Annotated in this window: 20 protein-coding genes; 3 read left to right on the top strand and 17 right to left on the bottom strand. The window is 60.7% G+C overall.

Annotation, left to right across the window (positions count from 1 at the left end; all coding sequences use genetic code 11):
- Positions 1 to 14 precede the first annotated feature (14 nt).
- From M8Q45_RS17415 to M8Q45_RS17395, 5 genes are all read right to left on the bottom strand, one after another.
- Positions 15 to 1,004, bottom strand: coding sequence for an ABC transporter ATP-binding protein (locus M8Q45_RS17415; RefSeq protein WP_249875746.1), 990 nt, complete (start codon positions 1,002 to 1,004; stop codon positions 15 to 17).
- Positions 1,001 to 1,801 carry an ABC transporter permease gene (locus tag M8Q45_RS17410; RefSeq protein ID WP_249875745.1) on the bottom strand — a complete coding sequence of 267 codons (801 nt, stop codon included), beginning with the start codon at positions 1,799 to 1,801 and terminating at the stop codon, positions 1,001 to 1,003. Before M8Q45_RS17410 ends, M8Q45_RS17415 begins: the two co-directional genes overlap by 4 nt.
- Positions 1,788 to 2,624: an ABC transporter permease gene (locus M8Q45_RS17405; protein WP_217861974.1), complete on the bottom strand. Its 837-nt coding sequence runs from the start codon at positions 2,622 to 2,624 to the stop codon at positions 1,788 to 1,790. The genes M8Q45_RS17410 and M8Q45_RS17405 overlap by 14 nt, the downstream gene beginning before the upstream one ends.
- A gap of 5 nt (positions 2,625 to 2,629) precedes the next feature.
- The gene (locus M8Q45_RS17400; RefSeq protein ID WP_249875744.1) at positions 2,630 to 3,436 is read right to left on the bottom strand and encodes an alkaline phosphatase family protein; all 807 of its coding nucleotides are present in this window, start codon (positions 3,434 to 3,436) and stop codon (positions 2,630 to 2,632) included.
- A 183-nt stretch (positions 3,437 to 3,619) separates the two neighbouring features.
- Entirely contained in the window at positions 3,620 to 4,687 is a 1,068-nt protein-coding gene (locus M8Q45_RS17395; RefSeq protein WP_249875743.1) for an ABC transporter substrate-binding protein, read from the bottom strand.
- A gap of 350 nt (positions 4,688 to 5,037) precedes the next feature.
- Between M8Q45_RS17395 and M8Q45_RS17390 the strand changes: the two genes are divergently transcribed.
- On the top strand, positions 5,038 to 5,763 hold the full coding sequence (locus tag M8Q45_RS17390; protein ID WP_249875742.1) for a UTRA domain-containing protein: 726 nt from the start codon (positions 5,038 to 5,040) through the stop codon (positions 5,761 to 5,763).
- Positions 5,764 to 5,770: 7 nt separating this feature from the next.
- Here the strand turns inward: M8Q45_RS17390 and M8Q45_RS17385 are convergent, their stop codons facing one another.
- From M8Q45_RS17385 to minC, 6 genes are all read right to left on the bottom strand, one after another.
- Positions 5,771 to 5,953 carry a hypothetical protein gene (locus M8Q45_RS17385; protein ID WP_030142352.1) on the bottom strand — a complete coding sequence of 61 codons (183 nt, stop codon included), beginning with the start codon at positions 5,951 to 5,953 and terminating at the stop codon, positions 5,771 to 5,773.
- 266 nt (positions 5,954 to 6,219) lie between these two features.
- On the bottom strand, positions 6,220 to 7,509 hold the full coding sequence (locus M8Q45_RS17380; RefSeq protein WP_249875741.1) for a M18 family aminopeptidase: 1,290 nt from the start codon (positions 7,507 to 7,509) through the stop codon (positions 6,220 to 6,222).
- Positions 7,510 to 7,724: 215 nt separating this feature from the next.
- On the bottom strand, positions 7,725 to 8,360 hold the full coding sequence (locus M8Q45_RS17375; protein ID WP_018612476.1) for an RluA family pseudouridine synthase: 636 nt from the start codon (positions 8,358 to 8,360) through the stop codon (positions 7,725 to 7,727).
- A gap of 187 nt (positions 8,361 to 8,547) precedes the next feature.
- Positions 8,548 to 8,802 (bottom strand): cell division topological specificity factor MinE, encoded by a 255-nt coding sequence (minE, locus tag M8Q45_RS17370; protein WP_003179111.1) that lies wholly within the window; start codon positions 8,800 to 8,802, stop codon positions 8,548 to 8,550.
- On the bottom strand, positions 8,802 to 9,614 hold the full coding sequence (gene minD / locus M8Q45_RS17365; protein WP_025214989.1) for a septum site-determining protein MinD: 813 nt from the start codon (positions 9,612 to 9,614) through the stop codon (positions 8,802 to 8,804). Before minD ends, minE begins: the two co-directional genes overlap by 1 nt.
- Positions 9,615 to 9,816: 202 nt before the next feature.
- Positions 9,817 to 10,551: a septum site-determining protein MinC gene (gene minC, locus M8Q45_RS17360; RefSeq protein WP_249875740.1), complete on the bottom strand. Its 735-nt coding sequence runs from the start codon at positions 10,549 to 10,551 to the stop codon at positions 9,817 to 9,819.
- 118 nt (positions 10,552 to 10,669) lie between these two features.
- On the opposite strand from minC, the gene M8Q45_RS17355 reads away from it, so the two are divergent.
- Both M8Q45_RS17355 and M8Q45_RS17350 read left to right on the top strand, forming a co-directional pair.
- Positions 10,670 to 11,602 (top strand): lipid A biosynthesis lauroyl acyltransferase, encoded by a 933-nt coding sequence (locus tag M8Q45_RS17355; RefSeq protein WP_249875739.1) that lies wholly within the window; start codon positions 10,670 to 10,672, stop codon positions 11,600 to 11,602.
- Positions 11,603 to 11,638: 36 nt separating this feature from the next.
- Positions 11,639 to 12,793 (top strand): patatin-like phospholipase family protein, encoded by a 1,155-nt coding sequence (locus M8Q45_RS17350; protein WP_249875738.1) that lies wholly within the window; start codon positions 11,639 to 11,641, stop codon positions 12,791 to 12,793.
- 227 nt (positions 12,794 to 13,020) lie between these two features.
- On the opposite strand, the gene M8Q45_RS17345 is transcribed toward M8Q45_RS17350, so the two are convergent.
- The 6 genes from M8Q45_RS17345 to puuE all read right to left on the bottom strand — a co-directional run bounded on the left by M8Q45_RS17345 (position 13,021) and on the right by puuE (position 18,772).
- Entirely contained in the window at positions 13,021 to 13,806 is a 786-nt protein-coding gene (locus M8Q45_RS17345) for an outer membrane protein OmpK (protein WP_249875737.1), read from the bottom strand.
- Between the two features lie 495 nt (positions 13,807 to 14,301).
- On the bottom strand, positions 14,302 to 15,597 hold the full coding sequence (locus M8Q45_RS17340; protein WP_249875736.1) for a urate hydroxylase PuuD: 1,296 nt from the start codon (positions 15,595 to 15,597) through the stop codon (positions 14,302 to 14,304).
- Positions 15,598 to 15,648: 51 nt separating this feature from the next.
- Positions 15,649 to 16,152, bottom strand: a complete 504-nt coding sequence (locus M8Q45_RS17335) for an ureidoglycolate lyase (protein WP_249875735.1) — start codon at positions 16,150 to 16,152, stop codon at positions 15,649 to 15,651.
- Positions 16,153 to 16,272: 120 nt separating this feature from the next.
- Positions 16,273 to 17,268 (bottom strand): allantoicase, encoded by a 996-nt coding sequence (gene alc, locus M8Q45_RS17330; protein ID WP_249875734.1) that lies wholly within the window; start codon positions 17,266 to 17,268, stop codon positions 16,273 to 16,275.
- Positions 17,269 to 17,333: 65 nt separating this feature from the next.
- Complete coding sequence (gene uraD, locus M8Q45_RS17325; protein ID WP_249875733.1) at positions 17,334 to 17,849, bottom strand: 2-oxo-4-hydroxy-4-carboxy-5-ureidoimidazoline decarboxylase; 516 nt, start codon at positions 17,847 to 17,849, stop codon at positions 17,334 to 17,336.
- Positions 17,846 to 18,772, bottom strand: a complete 927-nt coding sequence (puuE, locus tag M8Q45_RS17320) for an allantoinase PuuE (protein WP_249875732.1) — start codon at positions 18,770 to 18,772, stop codon at positions 17,846 to 17,848. The genes uraD and puuE overlap by 4 nt, the downstream gene beginning before the upstream one ends.
- Positions 18,773 to 19,101: the final 329 nt, after the last annotated feature.

Below are 19,101 nucleotides of genomic sequence, written 5' to 3'. Positions count from 1 at the left end.
AATCAACAAGGCCGTCAGGCTACCTCACACAGGGCCGACGGATCGATGGAAAGCGTCAACCGAGCACCGTCAGGATGCAGGTCGGCGGCCGAGCGATTGAGCACATCCACCACCAGTTCCACGCCGCGGGCCTCGACCCGGTAGCGGATCACGTTGCCCAGCAGGCTGTGGCTGCGGATCAGCGCATCGGGCTCGCCGCTGCGACTCAGTTCGATGGCTTCCGGGCGAATGGCGATGCGACCGGCCACCGGGCGTTGCAGCAGCTTGGTGGCGCTGTCGGCGTCCAGCAGGTTGTAGTTGCCGATGAAACCGGCGGCAAACACATCGACTGGCGCAGTGTAGAGGGTCTCGGCATCGCCGCTCTGTACGATCTTTCCCTGATTCATCAGGAAAATCCGGTCAGACATGGTCAGGGCTTCTTCCTGATCGTGTGTGACAAAGATCGTGGTCAGCCCCAATTCACGCTGGATCTGTCGGATCTGCTCGCGCAGGTGCTTGCGAATCCGTGCATCGAGGGCGGACAGCGGCTCGTCCAGCAACAACAGGCGGGGCCGTGTCACCAGGGAGCGGGCCAAGGCCACGCGCTGGCATTGGCCTCCAGAAAGTTGATGGGGGTAGCGCGCGGCAAAGTCGTGCAGCTCCACCAGGCGCAGGATCTCCAGCACCCGCTGGCGGCTGTCCGAGGCGTCGACCTTTTGCATGCGCAGGCCGAAGGCGACGTTCTGCTCCACGGTCATGTTCGGGAACAAGGCGTAGCTCTGGAAGACCATGCCGATCCCGCGTTTCTGCGGGCTCAATGGGACGATGTCCTGGCCGTCCAGCAGGATCTTGCCGTCATCCACCGCCGTCAGGCCGGCAATGCAGCGCAACAGCGTGGACTTGCCGCAGCCCGAGGGTCCGAGAAGGGTGACGAATTCGCCCTTGTGGATCTCACAGTTGATGTCGCTGAACACCGGCGTGCCGGCGTAGCTTTTTTGCAGGTGTTGGACGCTGACGTAGCTCATTGGCTTTTGTCCTTGTTCAAGATGTTGGCCGCCCAGGTCAGGACCAGTACGAAGAAGAAGTAGGAGATCACCAGCGCACTGGTGAAGTGGCCGCTGCTGTTGCGCATGTTGTTCAGGTACACCTGCAAGGTTTCATAGCGGGTGCCGACGAGGATGTTGGCGAACACGAACTCGCCGAACAGGAACGAGAAGGACAGCAGCAGCGCCACCATCAGGCCCTTGCGCAGGTTCGGCAGCACCACCAGCAACGCGGCCTGGAACGTGCTGGCGCCGAGCAGTTGCGCGGCGTCCATCAGGTCACGCAGGTTGATGGCTTGCAGGTTGTTGGTGATCGCCCGGTACATGAACGGCAGGGCAACGGTGAAATAGCAGCCGATCAGGATCCACGGTGTGCCGACCATCGCCAGCGGCCCGGAACCATAAAGCTGCAACAGCCCCACCGACGACACCACCGGCGGCACCGCGAAGGGCAGCAGGATGAGGATGTTCATCAGCGCATCGAGCTTGGGAAAGTGGTAGTGCACCACGAACAGCAGCGGCAGGATCAGCACCACCGAGAGCACCAGCGCCCCCACACAGACGATCAGCGATTGGCCGAAGGCATGGAGGAAGCGTGGGTCGCTCCACAACTGCACATACCACTTGAAGGTGAAGCCGCTGGGCAGCACGGTGGCCGACCAACTGCTGGCGATGGAGTAGATCAGCGTGCCGGCCAAGGGCAGCAGCAGGACGGCAAACAACAGGTACACCACCGTCCGGTGATAGAAGCCGGCAGGGCCCGATTCAGCGCGAGACATGGTAGCTCCTCTTGAGCAGCAACTGATGGACGATGGTTACCAGGGTCATCAACGCCACCAGCACCACGGCCAGGGCGCTGGCCATGTTCGGGTCGAGGGAAATGTCACCGGAGACCATGGCCGCGATGCGTATTGGCAGGACGTTGAAGTTGCCGGTGGTCAACGCATAGACCGTCGCATAGGCGCCAAGGGCGTTGGCCAGCAGGATCACGAACGTGCCCAGCAGCGCCGGGGTCAGCACTGGCAAGCCGATGTGCCGCCAGAACTGCCAGCCGCTGGCGCCGAGCAGGGAGGCGGACTCGCGCCAGTCTTCCCGCAACGCGTCGAAGGCCGGGTAGAGCAGCAACACGCCCAGGGGAATCTGGAAATAGGTGTAGAGAATGATCAGGCCGGTTTTCGAGTACAGGTTGAAGTCCTCGATGATTCCCGCCTGCTTGAGCATGATCGTGATGCTGCCGTTGAACCCCAGCAGGATGATGAAGGCGAAGGCCAGGGGCACGCCGGCGAAGTTGCTGGTCATGTTGGCGAACGCATTGACGAAGTTGCGTAGCCGCGAATCGACCCGGCGCAGGGAATAGCTGCCGAGCACGGCGATGACGATGCCGAACACGCTGGACCAGAAACTGATTTCCAGGCTGTGCTGGATCGCCTGCCGGTAAAACTTCGAACTGAAGATCTTGCTGAAATTGGCCAGGCCCCAGCCGAACTCTTCCGATTCCAGGCTGTTGACCAACACCCAGAGCAGCGGCGCGATCTGGAACACGATGAAGAAAATCGCGAAGGGCACCAGGCACAACGCTGCCAGCCATTTGCCGCGCGTCATGGCTTTCACTTGAGTAACTCCTGGCAATAGGGTTTGTCGTGGGCGATGCCGAGCAACTGGCAAATCGTGCCGCACAGTTCGGTCTGCCGAGGGGCGGCGTTGGCGTTCAGGCTGAAGCCATCCCCAAGGACAAACAGCGGCACTTCCCGTTCTTCCGCCAGCAGGCCGTTGTGGGAGCGGTCGTTGTTCATGCCATGGTCGGACGTCACCAACACCTGATACCCGGCGTCGAGCCAGGCTTGCAGATAGACCGCCAGGTTGATATCGGCCGAGCGGGCGCTGTTGCGGTATTGCGGCGTATCGAGGCCGTGTTTGTGGCCGGCGTCGTCGATGTTCATCGGATGCACCAGCAGGACATTCGGCAAGTAGCGTTCGCGCAGGTGCTCGGCGTCGGCGAACAGATGGGAATCGGGGTAATGGTCATTCCAGTAGAAATGCCCGTACTGAATCGGCAGGTCGGGGTTTTCGGTGTGACGATCACGACCGGCGACAAAGGGTGAAACGTTGTAGAGCTCACTCACCCAATGATAGGCAGCGGCTGCCGTAATCAGGCCGGCCTCGGTGGCGTAATGGAAAATGCTGCGTTGGTTCGACAAGCGCGAGACGTTGTTGTGCACGATCCCGCTGTCGATGGGCACGACGCCGGTAAGGATGCATTCGTAGAGCGGGCGGGACAGGGCGGGCAGTTCACATTCCAGTTTGTAGAGCGCCGCGCGTCCTGCGCCGACATACGCCTGCAAATGTCCCATGGCGTGCCGGGCAACCTCGTAATTGAGGCCGTCGAGCACCACCAGGATGACGTTGTGCTTCATGGGGACCGGGACTCCGGACAGAAACCAGAAACCCCGGATTCACCAAGCGTCCAATGTGGGAGCGAGCTTGCTCGCGATTGCGGTCTGCCGGCCAAAAAAATAATTGACCTGACACTCCCTCATCGCGAGCAAGCTCGCTCCCACAATGGGATCAGCGGTGATCCGGGAGCGGGAGCTAGCGCCTCACTTCATCTCGACGATGACTTCTTCATTCCATTTTTGCGGCAGGGCCTTGGAGGTCTTCTCCCATGCATCCGCATCCTTGATCGGGGTCACGCCTTTGTACTGCTCGTTCGGCAGCAGCTTGGCCTTGACCTCTTCCGGCAGCTTCAGGTGCTCGGCGCGGATCGGGCGGGCGTTACCCTTGGCGAGGTTGATCTGGCCAGCGTCGCTGAAGATGTATTCACGGGTCAGCTTGGCGGCGTTCGGGTGCTTGGCGTATTTGTTGATGATGGTGGTGTAGCCGGAAATCACCGAACCGTCGGATGGGATCAGCACCACGTAGTCATCCGGGTTGGCCATCTTGGCCTTGTAGCTCAGGCCGTTGAAGTCCCAGACCACGCCGACTTCGACTTCACCTTTTTCCATGGTCGCGATGGTCGGGTTGGCCATGGACAGGCGCCCTTGCTTGGCGATGTCAGCGAACAACAGTAAGGCTGGCTTAATGTTTTTTTCGTCGCCGCCGTTCGCCAGGGCTGCGGCCAGTACGCCGTTGGCAGCCTGGGCCGCGGTGCTCACGTCACCAATCGAGACTTTATATTTACCCGATTTCAGGTCGGCCCATTTGGTCGGCACTTCGGAACCGTGCAGCAGTTTCTTGTTGACGATGAACGCGATGGTGCCGGTGTAGGCCAGGGCCCAGTTGCCGTCCTTGTCCTTGGCCCAGTCCGGAACCTGCTCCCAGGTACTTGGCTTGTAAGGCTGGACCACGCCTTGCTTGACCGCGATCGGGCCGAAAGCGGCGCCGACGTCGCCGATGTCGGCGCTGGCGTTGTCTTTTTCAGCGGCGAACTTGGCGATTTCCTGGGCCGAGCTCATGTCGGTGTCGATGTGCTTCAAACCGTAGTTCTTGGCCAGGTCTTCCCAAGTGCCTTTCCAGTTTGCCCAGTCATCGGGCATGCCGACGCTGTTCACGGCGCCTTCCGCTTTCGCAGCGGCTTCCAACGTTTTCAGATCGGTATCAGCGGCCATGGCGGCGGTGCACATGGCAATGGTCGAGCCTAACAGTGATGCCAGGAAAAGCTGTTTCATCCGAAGCTCCTATGGGCGTTTTCAACGCTGCGATTGCGGTTGTGTTGGTCTAGGTCAGCAATACCTGAGCCAATGTAGGCGGCTCCCATGACATTTTGATGTCGATGGGAAGTTCGCCAGCAATCTTCGGGCTCACGGAGGGTCGCTGTGGGATAAGCGTAGACCATGAGTAACCGCCTGATCTGCAAGGCCTTGGCCGTTTATTTGCAAGCGCATGTGTTGACCGTTCGGCGGTTGTGTCATCTATCAGTCATGCGCAGTGCCTAGGCTTGCAGGCATGAGATCCGGATCGATGCTGCATCGAATCCTGCCCCGAAACAGTGCTGGTCTAGTCCAGATAGGTAACGTTGATGCGCGTTGAGACAACCAAAGCGGTGACAACCATCGGGCAGGTCCTGCAGGAGCAGCTTGACCACGGCTTGCTGGCGCCGGGCAGCAAGTTGCCGGCCGAGCGCAAGTTGAGCGAGTTGTTCGGGACCACCCGGATTACCGTGCGTGAGGCTTTGTTGCAACTCGAAGCCCAGGGACAGATCTATCGGGAGGAGCGCCGGGGCTGGTTCGTCTCGCCGCCACGGTTGGCTTACAACCTGATGCAGCGTAGCCATTTCCATGCGATGGTCGCCGCCCAAGGTCGGGTGCCGTCCACCCAAGTCATTTCGGCCCGCCTGCAGCCCGCCTCGGCGGCGGTCTGTGCCTGGCTGCAGTTGCCGGCGCTCTCCAGCGTCATCCAGATCTGTCGCACCCGGCGCATTGATGAGCGGCTGGTACTGTACGTCGAACACTACCTGAACCCGGCGTATTTCCCGGGCATCCTCGAATTTGACCTCAACCAGTCCATGACCGAACTGTATGCGCGCCATTACGACCTGCATTACGGGCGGGTGAAATTCGAGATCGTGCCGACGTCGCTACAGCCTGAAGCGGCAGCGGCACTGAAAGTATCGGTCGGCAGCCCCGGGCTTCGGATTGCGCGTGTCAACTATGACCAGCACCAACGGCTGATCGATTGCGACTTGGAGTTCTGGCGGCACGATGCGATTCACGTGGGCGTGGACGTGCCGGAACAACCCGCCTGAGGCGTGTTCAAGAGGACTCGTTGAGTTTCGCCAGGATCCGGAACAACACCGTCGCGAGGATCAGCAACATGCCGATCCACATGGCGAATACCCCGACGTTCTTGTCGCGGAAATTGAAGCCGATGGCCAACAGGATCATGCCGGCGATGATGGGCACCAGCATGGCGTTGAACGAGGACATGGAGATCATGGCGACAGCCTTGTCGGGAAGGATAAGGTCAGTCTAGTCGGGGTTTGGCTGGGGTAGGCTGATGTGTGTCACAGCCTCCCAGAATCTAAGGCGGGCATTGTTGTGGCGAGGGAGTTCGCTCCCGCTTGGTCCTGTAGGAGCTGGCGAAGGCTCGGGCCGCGTTCGGACGATCTTTTGACTTTTCGCTTGAAAGTCAGGTGGCTTGGAAAAGATCGCAGCCTCGCTGCGCTCGGCAGCTCCTACACAGTGTCTGCAGTCATGAAGACTTATGGCAACTCGCGAGAAGCGTAGAACGCGCTCAGCACTTTCACCAGGTGCGCCAAGTCATGGCTGCCGCACAGTTCGCGAATCGAATGCATGGCGAAGGTCGGCAGGCCGATATCCACCGTGCGCACGCCCAGCTGGCTGGCAGTGATCGGGCCGATGGTCGAGCCGCAGCCCATGTCGCTGCGCACCACGAAGCTTTGCACCGGTACTTCCTCGGCCATGCACAGGTGTCGGAAGAATCCGGCGGTTTCGCTGTTGGTGGCGTAGCGCTGGTTGCTGTTGACCTTGATCACCGGCCCGGCGTTGAGCTTGGGACCGTGGTTGGCGTCGTGCTTGTCGGCGTAGTTGGGGTGAACACCGTGGGCATTGTCCGCCGAGACCAGCAAGGATTTCTGGATGGCGCGCACGAACTCTTCCCCTTCGGGCAGCAGGCGGCGCAGGGTCTGTTCGAGCATCGGACCGTCGGCACCGCAGGCCGAGGTAGAGCCGACTTCTTCGTGGTCGTTGCACACCAGCACACAGGTTTCTTCGGTGTCGGCGGTCAGCAGCGCTTGCAGGCCGGCGTAGCACGACAACAGGTTATCCAGGCGCGCACCGGCGATGAAGTCGCCATGCAAACCGACGACGGCGGCACTTTGGGTGTCATAGAAACTCAACTCGTAGTCGAGCACCACGTCGGCGTTCAGGCCATGTTCGCGAGCCAATTGGTCGGTAAGCACCGCGCGGAAATCGACGCGCTCGTCGCCGGCGAACTGGGCGAGTATCGGTGGCAGTTCATTCTGGGCGTTGATTGCCCAACCTTGATTGGCTTCGCGATTGAGGTGGATGGCCAGGTTCGGAATGATGGCGATCGGTGCCTTGAAATCGACCAACTGGCTCTCGACCTTGCCATCACGGCGGAAGGTCACGCGGCCGGCCAGGGACAGGTCACGGTCGAACCACGGCGCCAACAACGCGCCGCCGTAGACTTCCACGCCCAGTTGCCAGAATCCATGGCGTTGCAGTTCCGGCTGCGGCTTGACCCGCAGGCAAGGGCTGTCGGTGTGCGCGCCGACCAGGCGGATGCCGTCGTGCAGCGGTGAGTTGCGTCCGAGCTTGAAGGCGATGATCGAGGAATCGTTGCGCGTGATGTAGTAACGACCGTTGGCCTCGGTGGCCCAGGTCTCGCGCTCATCAAGGCGCTGGTAACCCGCCGCCTCCAGGCGCTGGGCAAGGCTGGCGGTGGCATGGAACGGGGTAGGGGAGGCCTTGAGGAAGTCGATCAGGCCCTGGTTCAACTCTGCGCGCATAAGTAACTCCAGACAGCGATGGGCGGGAGTTTACCGTATTAGCAGCGTTGGTGATCATTCCAGGCGGAACAGGGAGCTGGCTCCCGCTGGGTATGTAGGAGCTGGCGAAGCCTGCGATCTTTTGATCTTTTGATCTTTCGCTTGAGATTCAAATACCTTTGGAAAGATCGCAGCCTCGTTGCACTCGACAGCTCCTACAGCAACGGTGATGTTTTTCAGAACGGTGCCGGGCACTCGAAGCGCAGGCGCTCGCCGCTTTGCGGATGGGTGAAGCTGAGCATGCTGGCGTGCAGGCACAGGCGTGGCCAGGCGGCCAGGGCTTGCGGGTGGGCGTAGAGTCCATCGCCCAGTAAAGGATGGCCGATAGAGAGCATGTGCACGCGCAACTGGTGCGAGCGCCCAGTAATCGGTGTCAGCTCGACTCGGCACCAGTCGCCACAGCGTTCCAGCACGCGCCAGAACGTCAAGGCGTGCTTGCCCTGTTCGTGGTCCACCACGTGGCGGGGCTTGGTCGGCGGGTCGTAGCGCAAGGGCAGGTCGATGCTGCCGCTGTCCAGTTCCGGTTGGCCCCAGCACAATGCGGTGTAGGCTTTTTCGGTTTCTCGATCATGAAACTGCCGTGACAGTTCGCGATGGGTGTCGGGGTCGCGGGCCAGCAGGATGATACCGGAGGTTTCCCAGTCCAGCCGGTGCACGATTCGTGCTTCCGGATAGCCGTTTTCCTGCAGGCGAGTGATCAGGCAGTCCTTGTTATCGTCGGCCCGGCCGGGCACGGAGAGCAGCAGGGTCGGCTTGTCGACCACCAGCACGGCGGCGTCCTGGTGAATGATGCGGATGTTGGACAGGGGCATTGAAAACAGTCTCGTTACAAATGCCAACGGCGGCTCGGACCCTCTTCCCCTATGTAGGCGCTGGCGCAGCCTGCGATCTTTTCCGAGCTTCCCTTGGGTTTCAAGTGAAAGATCAAAAGATCGCAGGCTGCGCCAGCGCCTACACAAGGGCACAGGGCCCGAGCCGCCGTGGCTCCAGCCGGGTCGATCAGCGATCCGGCAGGGTGATGTTGAGTTCCAGGATCGAGCAACTGCCCTGGCTTTCCAGCGCCACGTGCACGTCATCGCTGCCGATGTTGACGTACTTGCGGATCACCTCGACCAGTTCCTTCTGCAGGGCAGGCAGGTAGTCAGGCGTGCTGCGTTGGCCGCGTTCGTGCGCCACGATGATCTGTAGACGCTCTTTCGCGACCGAGGCGGTACTGGGCTTTTTGTTGGCACGAAAGAAGTCAAAAAGGTTCATTACCTACCTCCAAACAGGCGCTCGAAGAAACCTTTCTTCGTGACGTCGAGGAATCGATGCTCGACGGTTTTGCCCAGCAGGCGATCGACAGCATCGCTGTATGCCTGGCCGGCGTCGCTCTGGTCGTCAAGAATGACCGGCACACCGGAGTTCGAGGCCTTGAGTACGGCTTGGGATTCTGGAATCACGCCCAGCAGGGTCACCGCGAGGATTTCCTTGACGTCTTCGACGCCAAGCATTTCACCGTCGCTGACGCGTTGCGGGTTGTAGCGGGTCAGCAGCAGGTGCTCCTTGATCGGCTCTTCGCCTTGCTCGGCGCGGCGGGATTTGCTCGCCAGGAGGCCCAGCATGCGATCGGAGTCACGGACCGAGGAGACTTCCGGGTTGGTCACGACGATCGCTTCGTCAGCGAAGTACATGGCCAGGTGGGCACCTTTCTCGATACCGGCCGGGGAGTCGCAGACCACGAACTCGAAGTCTTCCTTGAGTTGCATCAGGACCTTTTCCACGCCTTCCTGGGTCAGCGCGTCTTTGTCGCGGGTCTGGCTGGCGGCCAAGACATAGAGGTTCTCAAGGCGTTTGTCCTTGATTAGGGCCTGCTGCAGGTTCGCTTCGCCATTGACCACGTTGACGAAGTCATAGACCACGCGGCGCTCGCAACCCATGATCAGGTCGAGGTTACGCAGGCCGACGTCGAAGTCGACGATGACTGTTTTGTGGCCGCGCAAGGCGAGGCCGGTACCGATAGCGGCGCTGGTGGTGGTCTTACCCACACCACCCTTGCCGGATGTAACCACGAGAATCTTGGCCAAGGTGTTTCACCCCTAAGGAAAAAGGACTTTGTCAGCCCCTGAAAAACATCTCTGGAAAACTGCTGCAATTGGACAGGCTCGGCTGGAATCGGGTATTGGGCGGGGTCTACCTCCGGTAAACGCTGCCTGATCCGTTTTTCCTACGTCGTGTAAGCCGTATTCGCTAGGTTTTAGAGATGCTTGGAAAATGCGGCAGTATCCGTTAAAGCCGAATGATGTTCAACACGTCGCCCGACAGGCTGACCTGGACGCCGGCCCCCCACAACGGGTCGCGCCGCAAATCCTCGGAAACCTTGTATTGCCCGGCGATGGAGACCAGTTCAGCGCTCAACTGCTGACAGAAGATCCTTGCCTTGGTGTCGCCCTTGACACCGGCCAGCGCACGGCCGCGCATCGGGCCGTATACATGGATGTTGCCATCGGCCAGAAGTTCCGCCCCCGGGCTGACCGAGGACACGACGACCAGATCGCCACCCTGGGCATAAATCTGCTGTCCGCCGCGCACCGGCGAGGTGATGACCCGGGTGGGCTTGATGATGGGCTCGGGTGGTTTTTCCGGTTTTTTCGGTTCGGCCGGGCTCAGTTCCAGCACCCGCTCACGGGCGCCCGAGGGTGGCAGCACCGGAATATCCACGGCAATGGCGGCGGCGATGTCTTCGATACGGCTGGCGCGGATCGCCAGGGTACGCAGGCCGTGCTGGCGGCAAACGCGCATCAGGCCTGGCAAATCCACCGAGCCTTCGCCGGCCGGCAGCTTGTCCAACGCCAGCACCAGCGGGGCGTTGCTGAAAAAATTCGGGGCCTGGGCGACTTTTGCCGCCAACTGCCGGTCAAGACCTTCCAGGTCGTTACGGGCCAGTTCCAGCACCGTAATGGCGAGCATGCTGCCCTTCAGCTGGAACACGGGATCTTGGTCTAGCGGTTCGGTTTGGCTCATGGTCGGCGTACAACGACTTGTCACTAAAAGTGCCGAGACTTATAACGAGATCGCCCGTCAGCCGCAACCCGGGTCGAACAATGTAGAATGCGCGGCCCATGTCTTAATGGAAGCTGTAATGGATCGCCCGCGTTTTCGAGCTGCATTTTTTCATCCGCGTTTCTGGCTGCTGTGGTGCGGCCTGGGGCTGTTGTGGCTGGTCGTTCAGTTGCCCTATCCGCTGCTGTTGCGGATCGGTCGTGCGCTGGGCGCGCTGATGTACCGGGTGGCCGGCGACCGGCGGCGCATCGCCAATCGGAATCTGCAGCTGTGTTTCCCCGAGAAGTCCGCCGCCGAGCGCAAGCGTCTGCTCAAGGAAAACTTTGCCTCCACCGGTATCGCTTTCTTCGAAATGGCCATGAGCTGGTGGTGGTCGCGTTCGCGCTTGGCGAAGCTGGCCCATGTCGAAGGGCTGGAGCACCTCAAGCAGGCCCAGCGCGACGGCAGGGGCGTGATCCTCATGGCACTGCATTTCACCACGCTGGAAATCGGCGCGGCGCTGCTCGGCCAGCAGCACACCATCGACGGTATGTACCGCGAGCACAATAATCCGCTGTTCGACTATATCCAGCGCCGGGGCCGCGAGCGGCACAACCTCGATTCCCTGGCGGTGGAACGCGATGACGTGCGTGGCATGCTCAAGTTGCTGCGCGCCGGTCGGGCGATCTGGTACGCGCCGGACCAGGACTACGGTGCCAAGCAAAGCGTGTTCGTGCCATTGTTTGGCATCCAGGCCGCGACGGTGACCGCGACCAGCAAGTTCGCCCGCCTGGGCAAGGCGCTGGTCGTGCCGTTCGTCCAGGAACGGCTGGCCGATGGCAGCGGCTATCGCCTGGTGATCCAGGCGCCGCTGGAGGATTTTCCCGGCGAGACCGATGAAGGCGATTGCATGCGGATCAATCAATGGGTCGAGCGCTCGGTGAGCGCCTGTCCCGAGCAATACCTCTGGGCCCATCGGCGTTTCAAGACCCGTCCACCGGGTGAGCCGAAGTTGTACGAAAAACGCGGTTGAGTATGTAGTCCAATTGATTGAGCACGGAGCATCGCGATGACCCCAGCTGAACCGGTGACAGGATTGATTCTTTCCGGCGGCGGGGCTCGGGCGGCGTATCAGGTGGGCGTATTGGCGGCCATCGCCGAGTTATTGCCGGACGGGGCGCGAAACCCGTTTCCGGTGATCGTCGGCACGTCGGCTGGGGCCATCAACGCGGTCAGCCTGGCAAGTGGGGCGACCGATTTCAAGACCGCCATCGAGCGGCTGACGGCTTTCTGGCAGGCGGTGCGCAGCCATCAGGTGATGCGCAGCGACTGGCGTGGCGTGCTCGCCCAGTCAACGCGTTTTCTCACCCATAGCCTGCTGGGCCTGGGGGCGAAGTTGCCGGTGGCGCTGATCGACAGTTCGCCACTGCGCGAGTTGCTCCAGGCTCAATTCCACGCGTCGGGTATCGAGCAGGCCATCGTGGAGCAGCAATTGCGGGCGGTGGCGGTGACCGCGTTCGGCTACGAGTCCGGACAGGCGGTGACGTTCTATCAAGGGCGCGGCACCATTGATGCCTGGTTGCGGCATCGCCGCATCGGCGTGCCCGCGCAGTTGTCAGTCGAGCACCTGCTGGCCAGCTCGGCGATCCCCTTGTTATTCGCGCCGGTCAAGATCGGTCCCCAGTACTTCGGCGACGGTGCGGTGCGCCAATCGGCGCCGATCAGCCCAGCCTTGCACCTGGGGGCCAATCGTGTGCTGGTCATCGGTGTCAGTGGCAACCCCCGCGGTGCGGGTGGGCAAACGCCCCAGGAGCGCAGCTACACCGGTTTGCAACCGACGCTTGCGCAGATCGGCGGTCACATGCTCAACAGCACGTTCATCGACAGCCTGGAAAGCGACATCGAGTTGCTTGAGCGTCTCAACCAGTTCAGTCACCTGCTGCCCGACGATGTACCGGCCCATGCGCTGGGTGCCGCTGCGGTGGAAGTGTTGGTGATCTCACCGAGCCAGCCGATTGATGAAATCGCCGCCCGTCATCGCCAGGAACTGCCCCGCGCGTTGCGGGTGTTTCTACGAGGACCGGGCGCGACCAAGACCAGCGGTGCCGGGGTGTTGAGCTATCTGCTGTTCGAGGCGGGATACTGCGGTGAATTGATCGAGCTTGGGCGTCAGGATGCGCTGGCGCAGCGTGAGGCGTTGAGTCGGTTCTTGGGATTGTCCTGAGGCGTGATGCACGCAGGTCCACCGCTTTCGTCGGATCGCCGCCCGGAGCAGGCTCGCTCCCACAGGGATTTGCAGTGGATGCCAAACCTGCGGTTGGCAGGCAGCCCATGTGGGAGCGAGCTTGCTCGCGATTGCGGTGGGTCAGTTTGCATTGATATTGAATGTGCCGCCGCCATCGCGAGCAAGCTCGCTCCCACAGGGTATTGCTGCGGATTTGGAACCCGGGGTCAGAAATGGTACTTCAGCAAGAAGCTGGTATTGCTCTGGTTGGTCTTGAACCCATCGCTGTCTTCGATCGCGTATTTGTTCTTCCAGTAGTCGTATTCCACGCCGACGTACAGCTGCTTGGCGCCCAGTTTCAAGGCCTTGCCCAAGTCATATTTGATCTGCGGGACGATGTGCAGGTTGGCGTGGTAGCTGCCCTTTGAGTGGGTGTCGTTGTCCACCACCCAGTCGATGAAGCCGTCGATGAGAATGTCGGACGAACCCACCGGCACGGTGTAGGCCCAGACCGGGGTGATCTGCCAGACGTTGTCGCCGGCGCGAGCCCCCTGGGTCTGGCGGTTATAGAAATTCAGCTGGAAATAATCGAAACCGGGAATCGCCAGGTCGAAGCCCGGGCCGATCAGGTACGACTCGTTGTCGCCTTCGCCGAACTCGTAGGTCATCGCCAGCAGCACGTCCTTCACCGGGCCCATTTCCAGCTTTTGATCGAAGATCTTGCCGAACGACAAGCGTGGGCTGAACTCGCCGTAGTAGGTGTTCGGGCCGGACTGGCTGTCGTCCTGGCCGTTATAGAAGATCCGGTCGAGGAAGAAAAAGTTGTCGCCGTATTTCCACGCATCGGCGTGCTCGAACGTCACGGTTTGCTGGATGCGCGGGTTGATCTGGAAATCCTTGCCGTAGAGGTAGCTCAGGCTGTTGTTCTGCCATTGGAGCAGATCGCCTGCCAGGGCCTGTCCCCCGGCCAATAAAGATCCCGCAACGATCAGGCTGGTGCACGTACGTTTCATTCGGTTTGCTCCCAAAGGTAAGTGGTACCGCGTTTCTTTTTTCAGGTCAGCGCTCTGGTGTGGCGCCTTTTTCCATGGATGAAAAACATCCGTTCGGTCAGCTTTTTGGGCGTGGCGAATGCTGATAGCAAGCGCTGAGCCAAGTTCGGCAAAAACTGGAAATGGCTTGCCCTGCAGTAATGGAACAGTCGGAACGTTGTGTTCAGGGGCGCGTTCAGGTCCGCCAGCGCCGCAATAAGCTGGCGGTCCGGTCAGGATCTGAAGGGATTTTGTTGTCGGCCCGCGTCGAACGGCCGCGCAGGATACGGACTTGCCTTGAAGGGCTCAAGTGCCCCGCAAAGGCGCGTGCACGGCGAATATTGGGCGTGATGGCGGTGCTGGATCATCTGATGCTTTCCTCTTGTTTTTATTGTTGAGGCGCAGGCAGTCGCTGACGGGCGACCGGTAGTTGCCGGTCGGCCTGTCAGCGGTATGACGTTTATCGAAAAAAGTGGCTCAGTTGGTTTGCGCGCCCTGGTTGATCCAAGCGCCAATCAGGTCGCGTTCCTGCTGGGTCATCTGGGTGATGTTGCCCAGAGGCATGATCTGGCTGGTCACGGCCTGGGCCTGGATACGCGCGGCCTGTTGCTGGATCTGCTGCGGGGTGTCGAACATCACTCCGCCCGGCGCCGCGCTGAACAGGGGGCTGGTGGGCTTGGCCGAGTGGCAGACCGAGCAGCGTTCCTGGATCACGCTGTGGACTTTTTCGAATGACGGCCCCTGGGCATTGGACGCCTGTGCTGGCGCGGGTGCCTGCGCCGGTGCCGCCGGTTTGGCGCCGCCGCCCACGGCGGTCTCGGGCAATGGCTGATATTCGATCGCACCCTGGACCTTGGCGACGTCCGGCGCGGTGGGCATCGGCTTGGGCCCGGTGACGTACGCCAGGCAGATCATCGCCAGGGCGCCGACCGGCAGTGTCCAGGCAAATCGATTGCTGTCATGGCGCGTGTTGAAATAGTGCCGCACCAATACCGCCGCCACGGCGATCCCGGCCAGGATCAGCCAGTTGTATTGGCTGCCGTAGGTGCTCGGGAAATGGTTGCTGATCATGATGAACAGCACTGGCAGGGTGAAATAGTTGTTGTGGCGCGAACGCAACAGACCCTTGGCGGGTAGCGCCGGGTCGGGCGTGCGGTTCTCGACGATGGCCGCCACCAGCGCGCGCTGGGCCGGCATGATGATGCGGAACACGTTGCCGACCATGATCGTGCCAATGACGGCGCCGACGTGCAGGTAGGCACCGCGACCACTGAACACCTTGCTGAACCCGTAGGCCGCGGCGATCAACAGCACGAAAAGGATCAGGCCGAGCAGGGCGGGGCGCTTGCCCAGGGCCGAATCGCAGAGCGATGAATAGACAAACCAGCCGACGAACAACGAGCCGATGCCCAGGGCGACGCCTTCAAGGCCGCTCAGGCTGCTGCCGGGGGCCAGCAGGTAGACGGTCGGGTTCCAATAGAACACCACGCACAACAGGGCGATGCCCGACATCCAGGTGAAGTAGGCTTCCCACTTGAACCAGTGCAGGTTGTCCGGCATGGACGGTGGCGCGAGCTTGTATTTTTCCAGGTGGTAGATGCCGCCGCCGTGGATGGCCCAGAGGTCGCCGGCCAGGCCGTTCCTGGGGTTGACGCGATTGAGGTTGTTTTCCAGCCAGACGAAGTAGAACGACGCGCCTATCCAGGCCACGCCAGTGATCATGTGAACCCAACGAATGCTCAGGTTCAGCCATTCCAGCAAATGTGCTTCCACAGTCTTTACCTCTCGCCCGTCACGCTTGTTTTCGCGTGATCGGACCTTCTCTTATTGGTGGGGGGCGAGGACTAGATATTCATCCTCTTGGAAAAAATGCTCATCGCAGTTATTGCCTGTGCCACTGCGATCAACCACCAGGAAGTCATCCCGCTTTTCGATCGTCAGCACCGGGTGGTGCCAGACGCCGCGATGGTAATTGATGCCCTGCCTGCCGTTGGTGACGAAGGCGCGGACCAAGCCTGATACAGGTGCATCGCCAAGTGGCGCGACCACGATCAGAAAGGGGTTGCCGAGCAGCGGAATGAAGGCCTGGCTGCCCAGCGGATGGCGCTCCAGCATGCGCACGGTCAGCGGCATGTCCAGCGCGTCGGCGCGGAAAATGCTGATGATCGCCTTGTCGTCCGGCGTCGCGGTTTCAACCGTCGCCAGGCGATGGAAGCGCATGGTCGAGCCGTTGTTGATCATGAAGTGATCGCTGCCGTCGGTTTCGATCACGTCACCGAACGGGGCGAAGGCTTCTTTGGTCAACGGTTCGATCTTGAGTGTGCGCATGCTGGTCTTCTTACCTTGAATTCAGTGTTGTTTGTTGTGCCGCCATCGCGAGCAAGCTCGCTCCCACATTTGAAATGCATTCCCCTGTGGGAGCGAGCTTGCTCGCGATTCGGGTTCACCTTATTTCGATACCTTACCCAGCACCCGCAGGCGACTCACGCCACCATCCGGGAACACATTCAGGCGGATATGGGTAATCGGCCCCAGTTCCTTGATCTGCTCGGCAAAGGTGTGTTCGGCATGCATTTCCAGCTTTTGGCTTGGCAGCAGTTCGCGCCAGAACAGCGACTGGGTTTCGATCTGGCTGTCGGTGCCGCCCTTGACGAACGCGCCCTGGATCGAGCAACTGTCGGGGTAGTTGCCTTTGAAGTGCAGCGTGTCGACGACGACTTTTTCAACGATGCCGGCATGGCCCAGGGCGACAATCACCCAGTCATTGCCCGGTGTGCGACGACGGGCGGTTTCCCAGCCATCGCCCATGTTCACGCCACGGCCCGGGTTGAGGATGTTGCTCATGCGGCCGAAGTGTTCATCGGAGCAGGCGAGGGCGCGTCCGCCATTGAGGGCGGCGGCCAGGTCGATCTGTTCGTTGTCGCCCACGGCCGACCAGTCGCGATACGGAATGCCATAGACCCGCAGGCGAGCCACGCCGCCGTCTGGATAAATGTTGAAGCGCAGGTGGCTGAAGGCCTGGTCATTGCCGATTTCGTGGTAGTGGTGGCTGTTGCCCTGCAGCTCGACGGCCGACAGCACTTCCGTCCACTGGGTGTTTTCGTCCGGCTCGCCGTCCGCCAGGAAACACGCTTCCAGGGAAGCCGACGGAGGGTAGTTGCCGGTGAAGAATGAAGTGTCGATGTCCACGCCCTTGATCGAACCCGGTACGCCCAGGCGGATGACCGCGCTGTCGTAGCCTTCGAAGCGCTTGCGGCGCGACTCCCAGCCGTCCATCCACTTGCCGTTGTCGTCGAACACACCCTCCTTCCACACGGCCGGAGTCGGCTGGAACAGGCGGTTGGCGTCGGCAAACCAGTCATCGGTTACCGAGATGATCTTGGTGCCCAGGCGGGCGTCGGCCAGGTTGACGAACTTTTCGAACGGTACGGCGTAAGCTTTCATTCTTCTTGTCTGCCTTTGATAAGTTGGCTGGGGATGCTTGCAGGACCTGGTGTCAGGGCCGCTCGCTAAAGGGTCAGTAATCGGAACAACGCGATCTTGTTGATCTCCGCCAATGCGCACTTGAATTCGGCATCTGCCGAGTGGTGGATGCGCGTTTCGAACGCGGCGAGGATCTGGTGCCGGTTGCTGCCTTTTACCGCCATGATGAAGGGAAACTTGAACTTGGCTTTATAGGCCTCGTTCAGCTCGGTGAAGCGCTGGAACTCTTCGGCCGTGCATTGGTGGATACCGGCGCCAGCCTGTTCGTTGGTGCTGGCTTCGGTCAGTTGGCCCTGGACGGCGGCAAAGCCTGCCAGGTCCGGGTGAGCGTTGATCAGGGCCAGCTGGCTGGCATGATCGGCACTCAACAGGATGTCGCTCATGCGCTGGTGCAGGGTCTCGATCTGATCGATGGAGGGATCCTGGCCCAGGTCGAAGGCCTTTTCGGCGACCCATGGCGAATGTTCGTAGATATCGGCAAAGGCCCGGACGAACGCTTCGCGGCTCAAGGTGGAAGGCTTGAGTGTCTGGAAAGCGGTCATTTGGACGCTCCCTGATACGGATGGGTCTGCTGCCAATGACGGGCGATGTCGACGCGACGACTGAACCAGACCTGCTCATGGCCCTTGGCGTATTCGAGGAAACGCTTGAGGGAGGCCAGGCGCGCAGGGCGGCCGATCAAGCGGCAATGCAGGCCGATGGAAAGCATCTTCGGGGCTTCGACGCCTTCGGCGTACAACACGTCGAAAGCGTCTTTGAGGTACTGGAAGAAATCGTCGCCCTTGTTGAAACCCTGCACCTGGGTGAAGCGCATGTCGTTGGTGTCGAGGGTGTAGGGGATCACCAGGTGCGGCTTGCCGGTGGGGTTGTTCGGCTCCCAGTAGGGCAGGTCGTCGTCGTAGGTGTCGCTGTCGTAGAGGAAACCGCCTTCTTCCATCACCAGGCGCCGGGTGTTCGGGCCGGTGCGGCCGGTGTACCAGCCCAGCGGACGCTCGCCAGTGATTTCGGTGAGGATGCGGATCGCTTCGAGCATGTGCTCGCGCTCCTGGGCCTCATCCATGTATTGATAGTCGATCCAGCGATAGCCGTGGCTGCAGATTTCGTGACCGGCGGCGACCATGGCGCGGATCACGTCCGGGTGGCGCTGGGCGGCCATCGCCACCGCGAAGATGGTCAGCGGAATATCAAATTCCTTGAACAACTTGAGGACCCGCCAGACGCCGGCACGGCTGCCATACTCGTACAGCGATTCCATGCTCATGTTGCGCTCGCCCTGCAACGGTTGCGCCGCGACCATCTCCGAAAGGAACGCTTCGGATTCCTTGTCGCCATGAAGGACGTTGCGCTCGCCGCCTTCTTCGTAATTGAGCACGAAGGACAGGGCGATGCGGGCATTGCCCGGCCAGTGTGGGTGCGGAGGGTTATTGCCGTAACCGATCAGGTCGCGTGGGTAGTCAGCGCTCACTGCAGTTTTCCTTCTTGTTCGAACCATGTGGGTGGCGCCCTGGCGATGAGTTTCAGGCTGGCGTCACGACGATGGGGTGATTGTATACAACTTTATGCGCGATTTGTAAGCCTGATTTTTTACATTTTTCACCGTGTCCCCCACGATGTCTACACTGCAAGAAACCTGCCCATTTGGTCAGTTTATCGCCTGGAGGGTCACGTATCCGTTGGTTTGGCTTGAACACGACGTTGAGCTGCCGTCGCGTGATCCATGGGCAAAATAAGTGTTTTTTATTGTGTACAATTTTTGTTTAAAGTGTCTTAATTCGCTCATCGCCGTAGCGTTTC

Source organism: Pseudomonas sp. T1.Ur (assembly GCF_023516725.1).
Classification (GTDB): domain Bacteria; phylum Pseudomonadota; class Gammaproteobacteria; order Pseudomonadales; family Pseudomonadaceae; genus Aquipseudomonas; species Aquipseudomonas alvandae.
This window is presented reverse-complemented; position numbering and strand designations above follow the sequence as displayed.

What these genes read in the sequence shown, in the direction of transcription:
- M8Q45_RS17415 (WP_249875746.1), bottom strand. Translation starts at nt 1,004, where the DNA reads ATGAGCTACGTCAGCGTCCAACACCTGCAAAAAAGCTACGCCGGCACG.
- M8Q45_RS17410 (WP_249875745.1), bottom strand. Translation starts at nt 1,801, where the DNA reads ATGTCTCGCGCTGAATCGGGCCCTGCCGGCTTCTATCACCGGACGGTG.
- M8Q45_RS17405 (WP_217861974.1), bottom strand. Translation starts at nt 2,624, where the DNA reads ATGACGCGCGGCAAATGGCTGGCAGCGTTGTGCCTGGTGCCCTTCGCG.
- M8Q45_RS17400 (WP_249875744.1), bottom strand. Translation starts at nt 3,436, where the DNA reads ATGAAGCACAACGTCATCCTGGTGGTGCTCGACGGCCTCAATTACGAG.
- M8Q45_RS17395 (WP_249875743.1), bottom strand. Translation starts at nt 4,687, where the DNA reads ATGAAACAGCTTTTCCTGGCATCACTGTTAGGCTCGACCATTGCCATG.
- M8Q45_RS17390 (WP_249875742.1), top strand. Translation starts at nt 5,038, where the DNA reads ATGCGCGTTGAGACAACCAAAGCGGTGACAACCATCGGGCAGGTCCTG.
- M8Q45_RS17385 (WP_030142352.1), bottom strand. Translation starts at nt 5,953, where the DNA reads ATGATCTCCATGTCCTCGTTCAACGCCATGCTGGTGCCCATCATCGCC.
- M8Q45_RS17380 (WP_249875741.1), bottom strand. Translation starts at nt 7,509, where the DNA reads ATGCGCGCAGAGTTGAACCAGGGCCTGATCGACTTCCTCAAGGCCTCC.
- M8Q45_RS17375 (WP_018612476.1), bottom strand. Translation starts at nt 8,360, where the DNA reads ATGCCCCTGTCCAACATCCGCATCATTCACCAGGACGCCGCCGTGCTG.
- minE (WP_003179111.1), bottom strand. Translation starts at nt 8,802, where the DNA reads ATGAACCTTTTTGACTTCTTTCGTGCCAACAAAAAGCCCAGTACCGCC.
- minC (WP_249875740.1), bottom strand. Translation starts at nt 10,551, where the DNA reads ATGAGCCAAACCGAACCGCTAGACCAAGATCCCGTGTTCCAGCTGAAG.
- M8Q45_RS17355 (WP_249875739.1), top strand. Translation starts at nt 10,670, where the DNA reads ATGGATCGCCCGCGTTTTCGAGCTGCATTTTTTCATCCGCGTTTCTGG.
- M8Q45_RS17350 (WP_249875738.1), top strand. Translation starts at nt 11,639, where the DNA reads ATGACCCCAGCTGAACCGGTGACAGGATTGATTCTTTCCGGCGGCGGG.
- M8Q45_RS17345 (WP_249875737.1), bottom strand. Translation starts at nt 13,806, where the DNA reads ATGAAACGTACGTGCACCAGCCTGATCGTTGCGGGATCTTTATTGGCC.
- M8Q45_RS17335 (WP_249875735.1), bottom strand. Translation starts at nt 16,152, where the DNA reads ATGCGCACACTCAAGATCGAACCGTTGACCAAAGAAGCCTTCGCCCCG.
- alc (WP_249875734.1), bottom strand. Translation starts at nt 17,268, where the DNA reads ATGAAAGCTTACGCCGTACCGTTCGAAAAGTTCGTCAACCTGGCCGAC.
- uraD (WP_249875733.1), bottom strand. Translation starts at nt 17,849, where the DNA reads ATGACCGCTTTCCAGACACTCAAGCCTTCCACCTTGAGCCGCGAAGCG.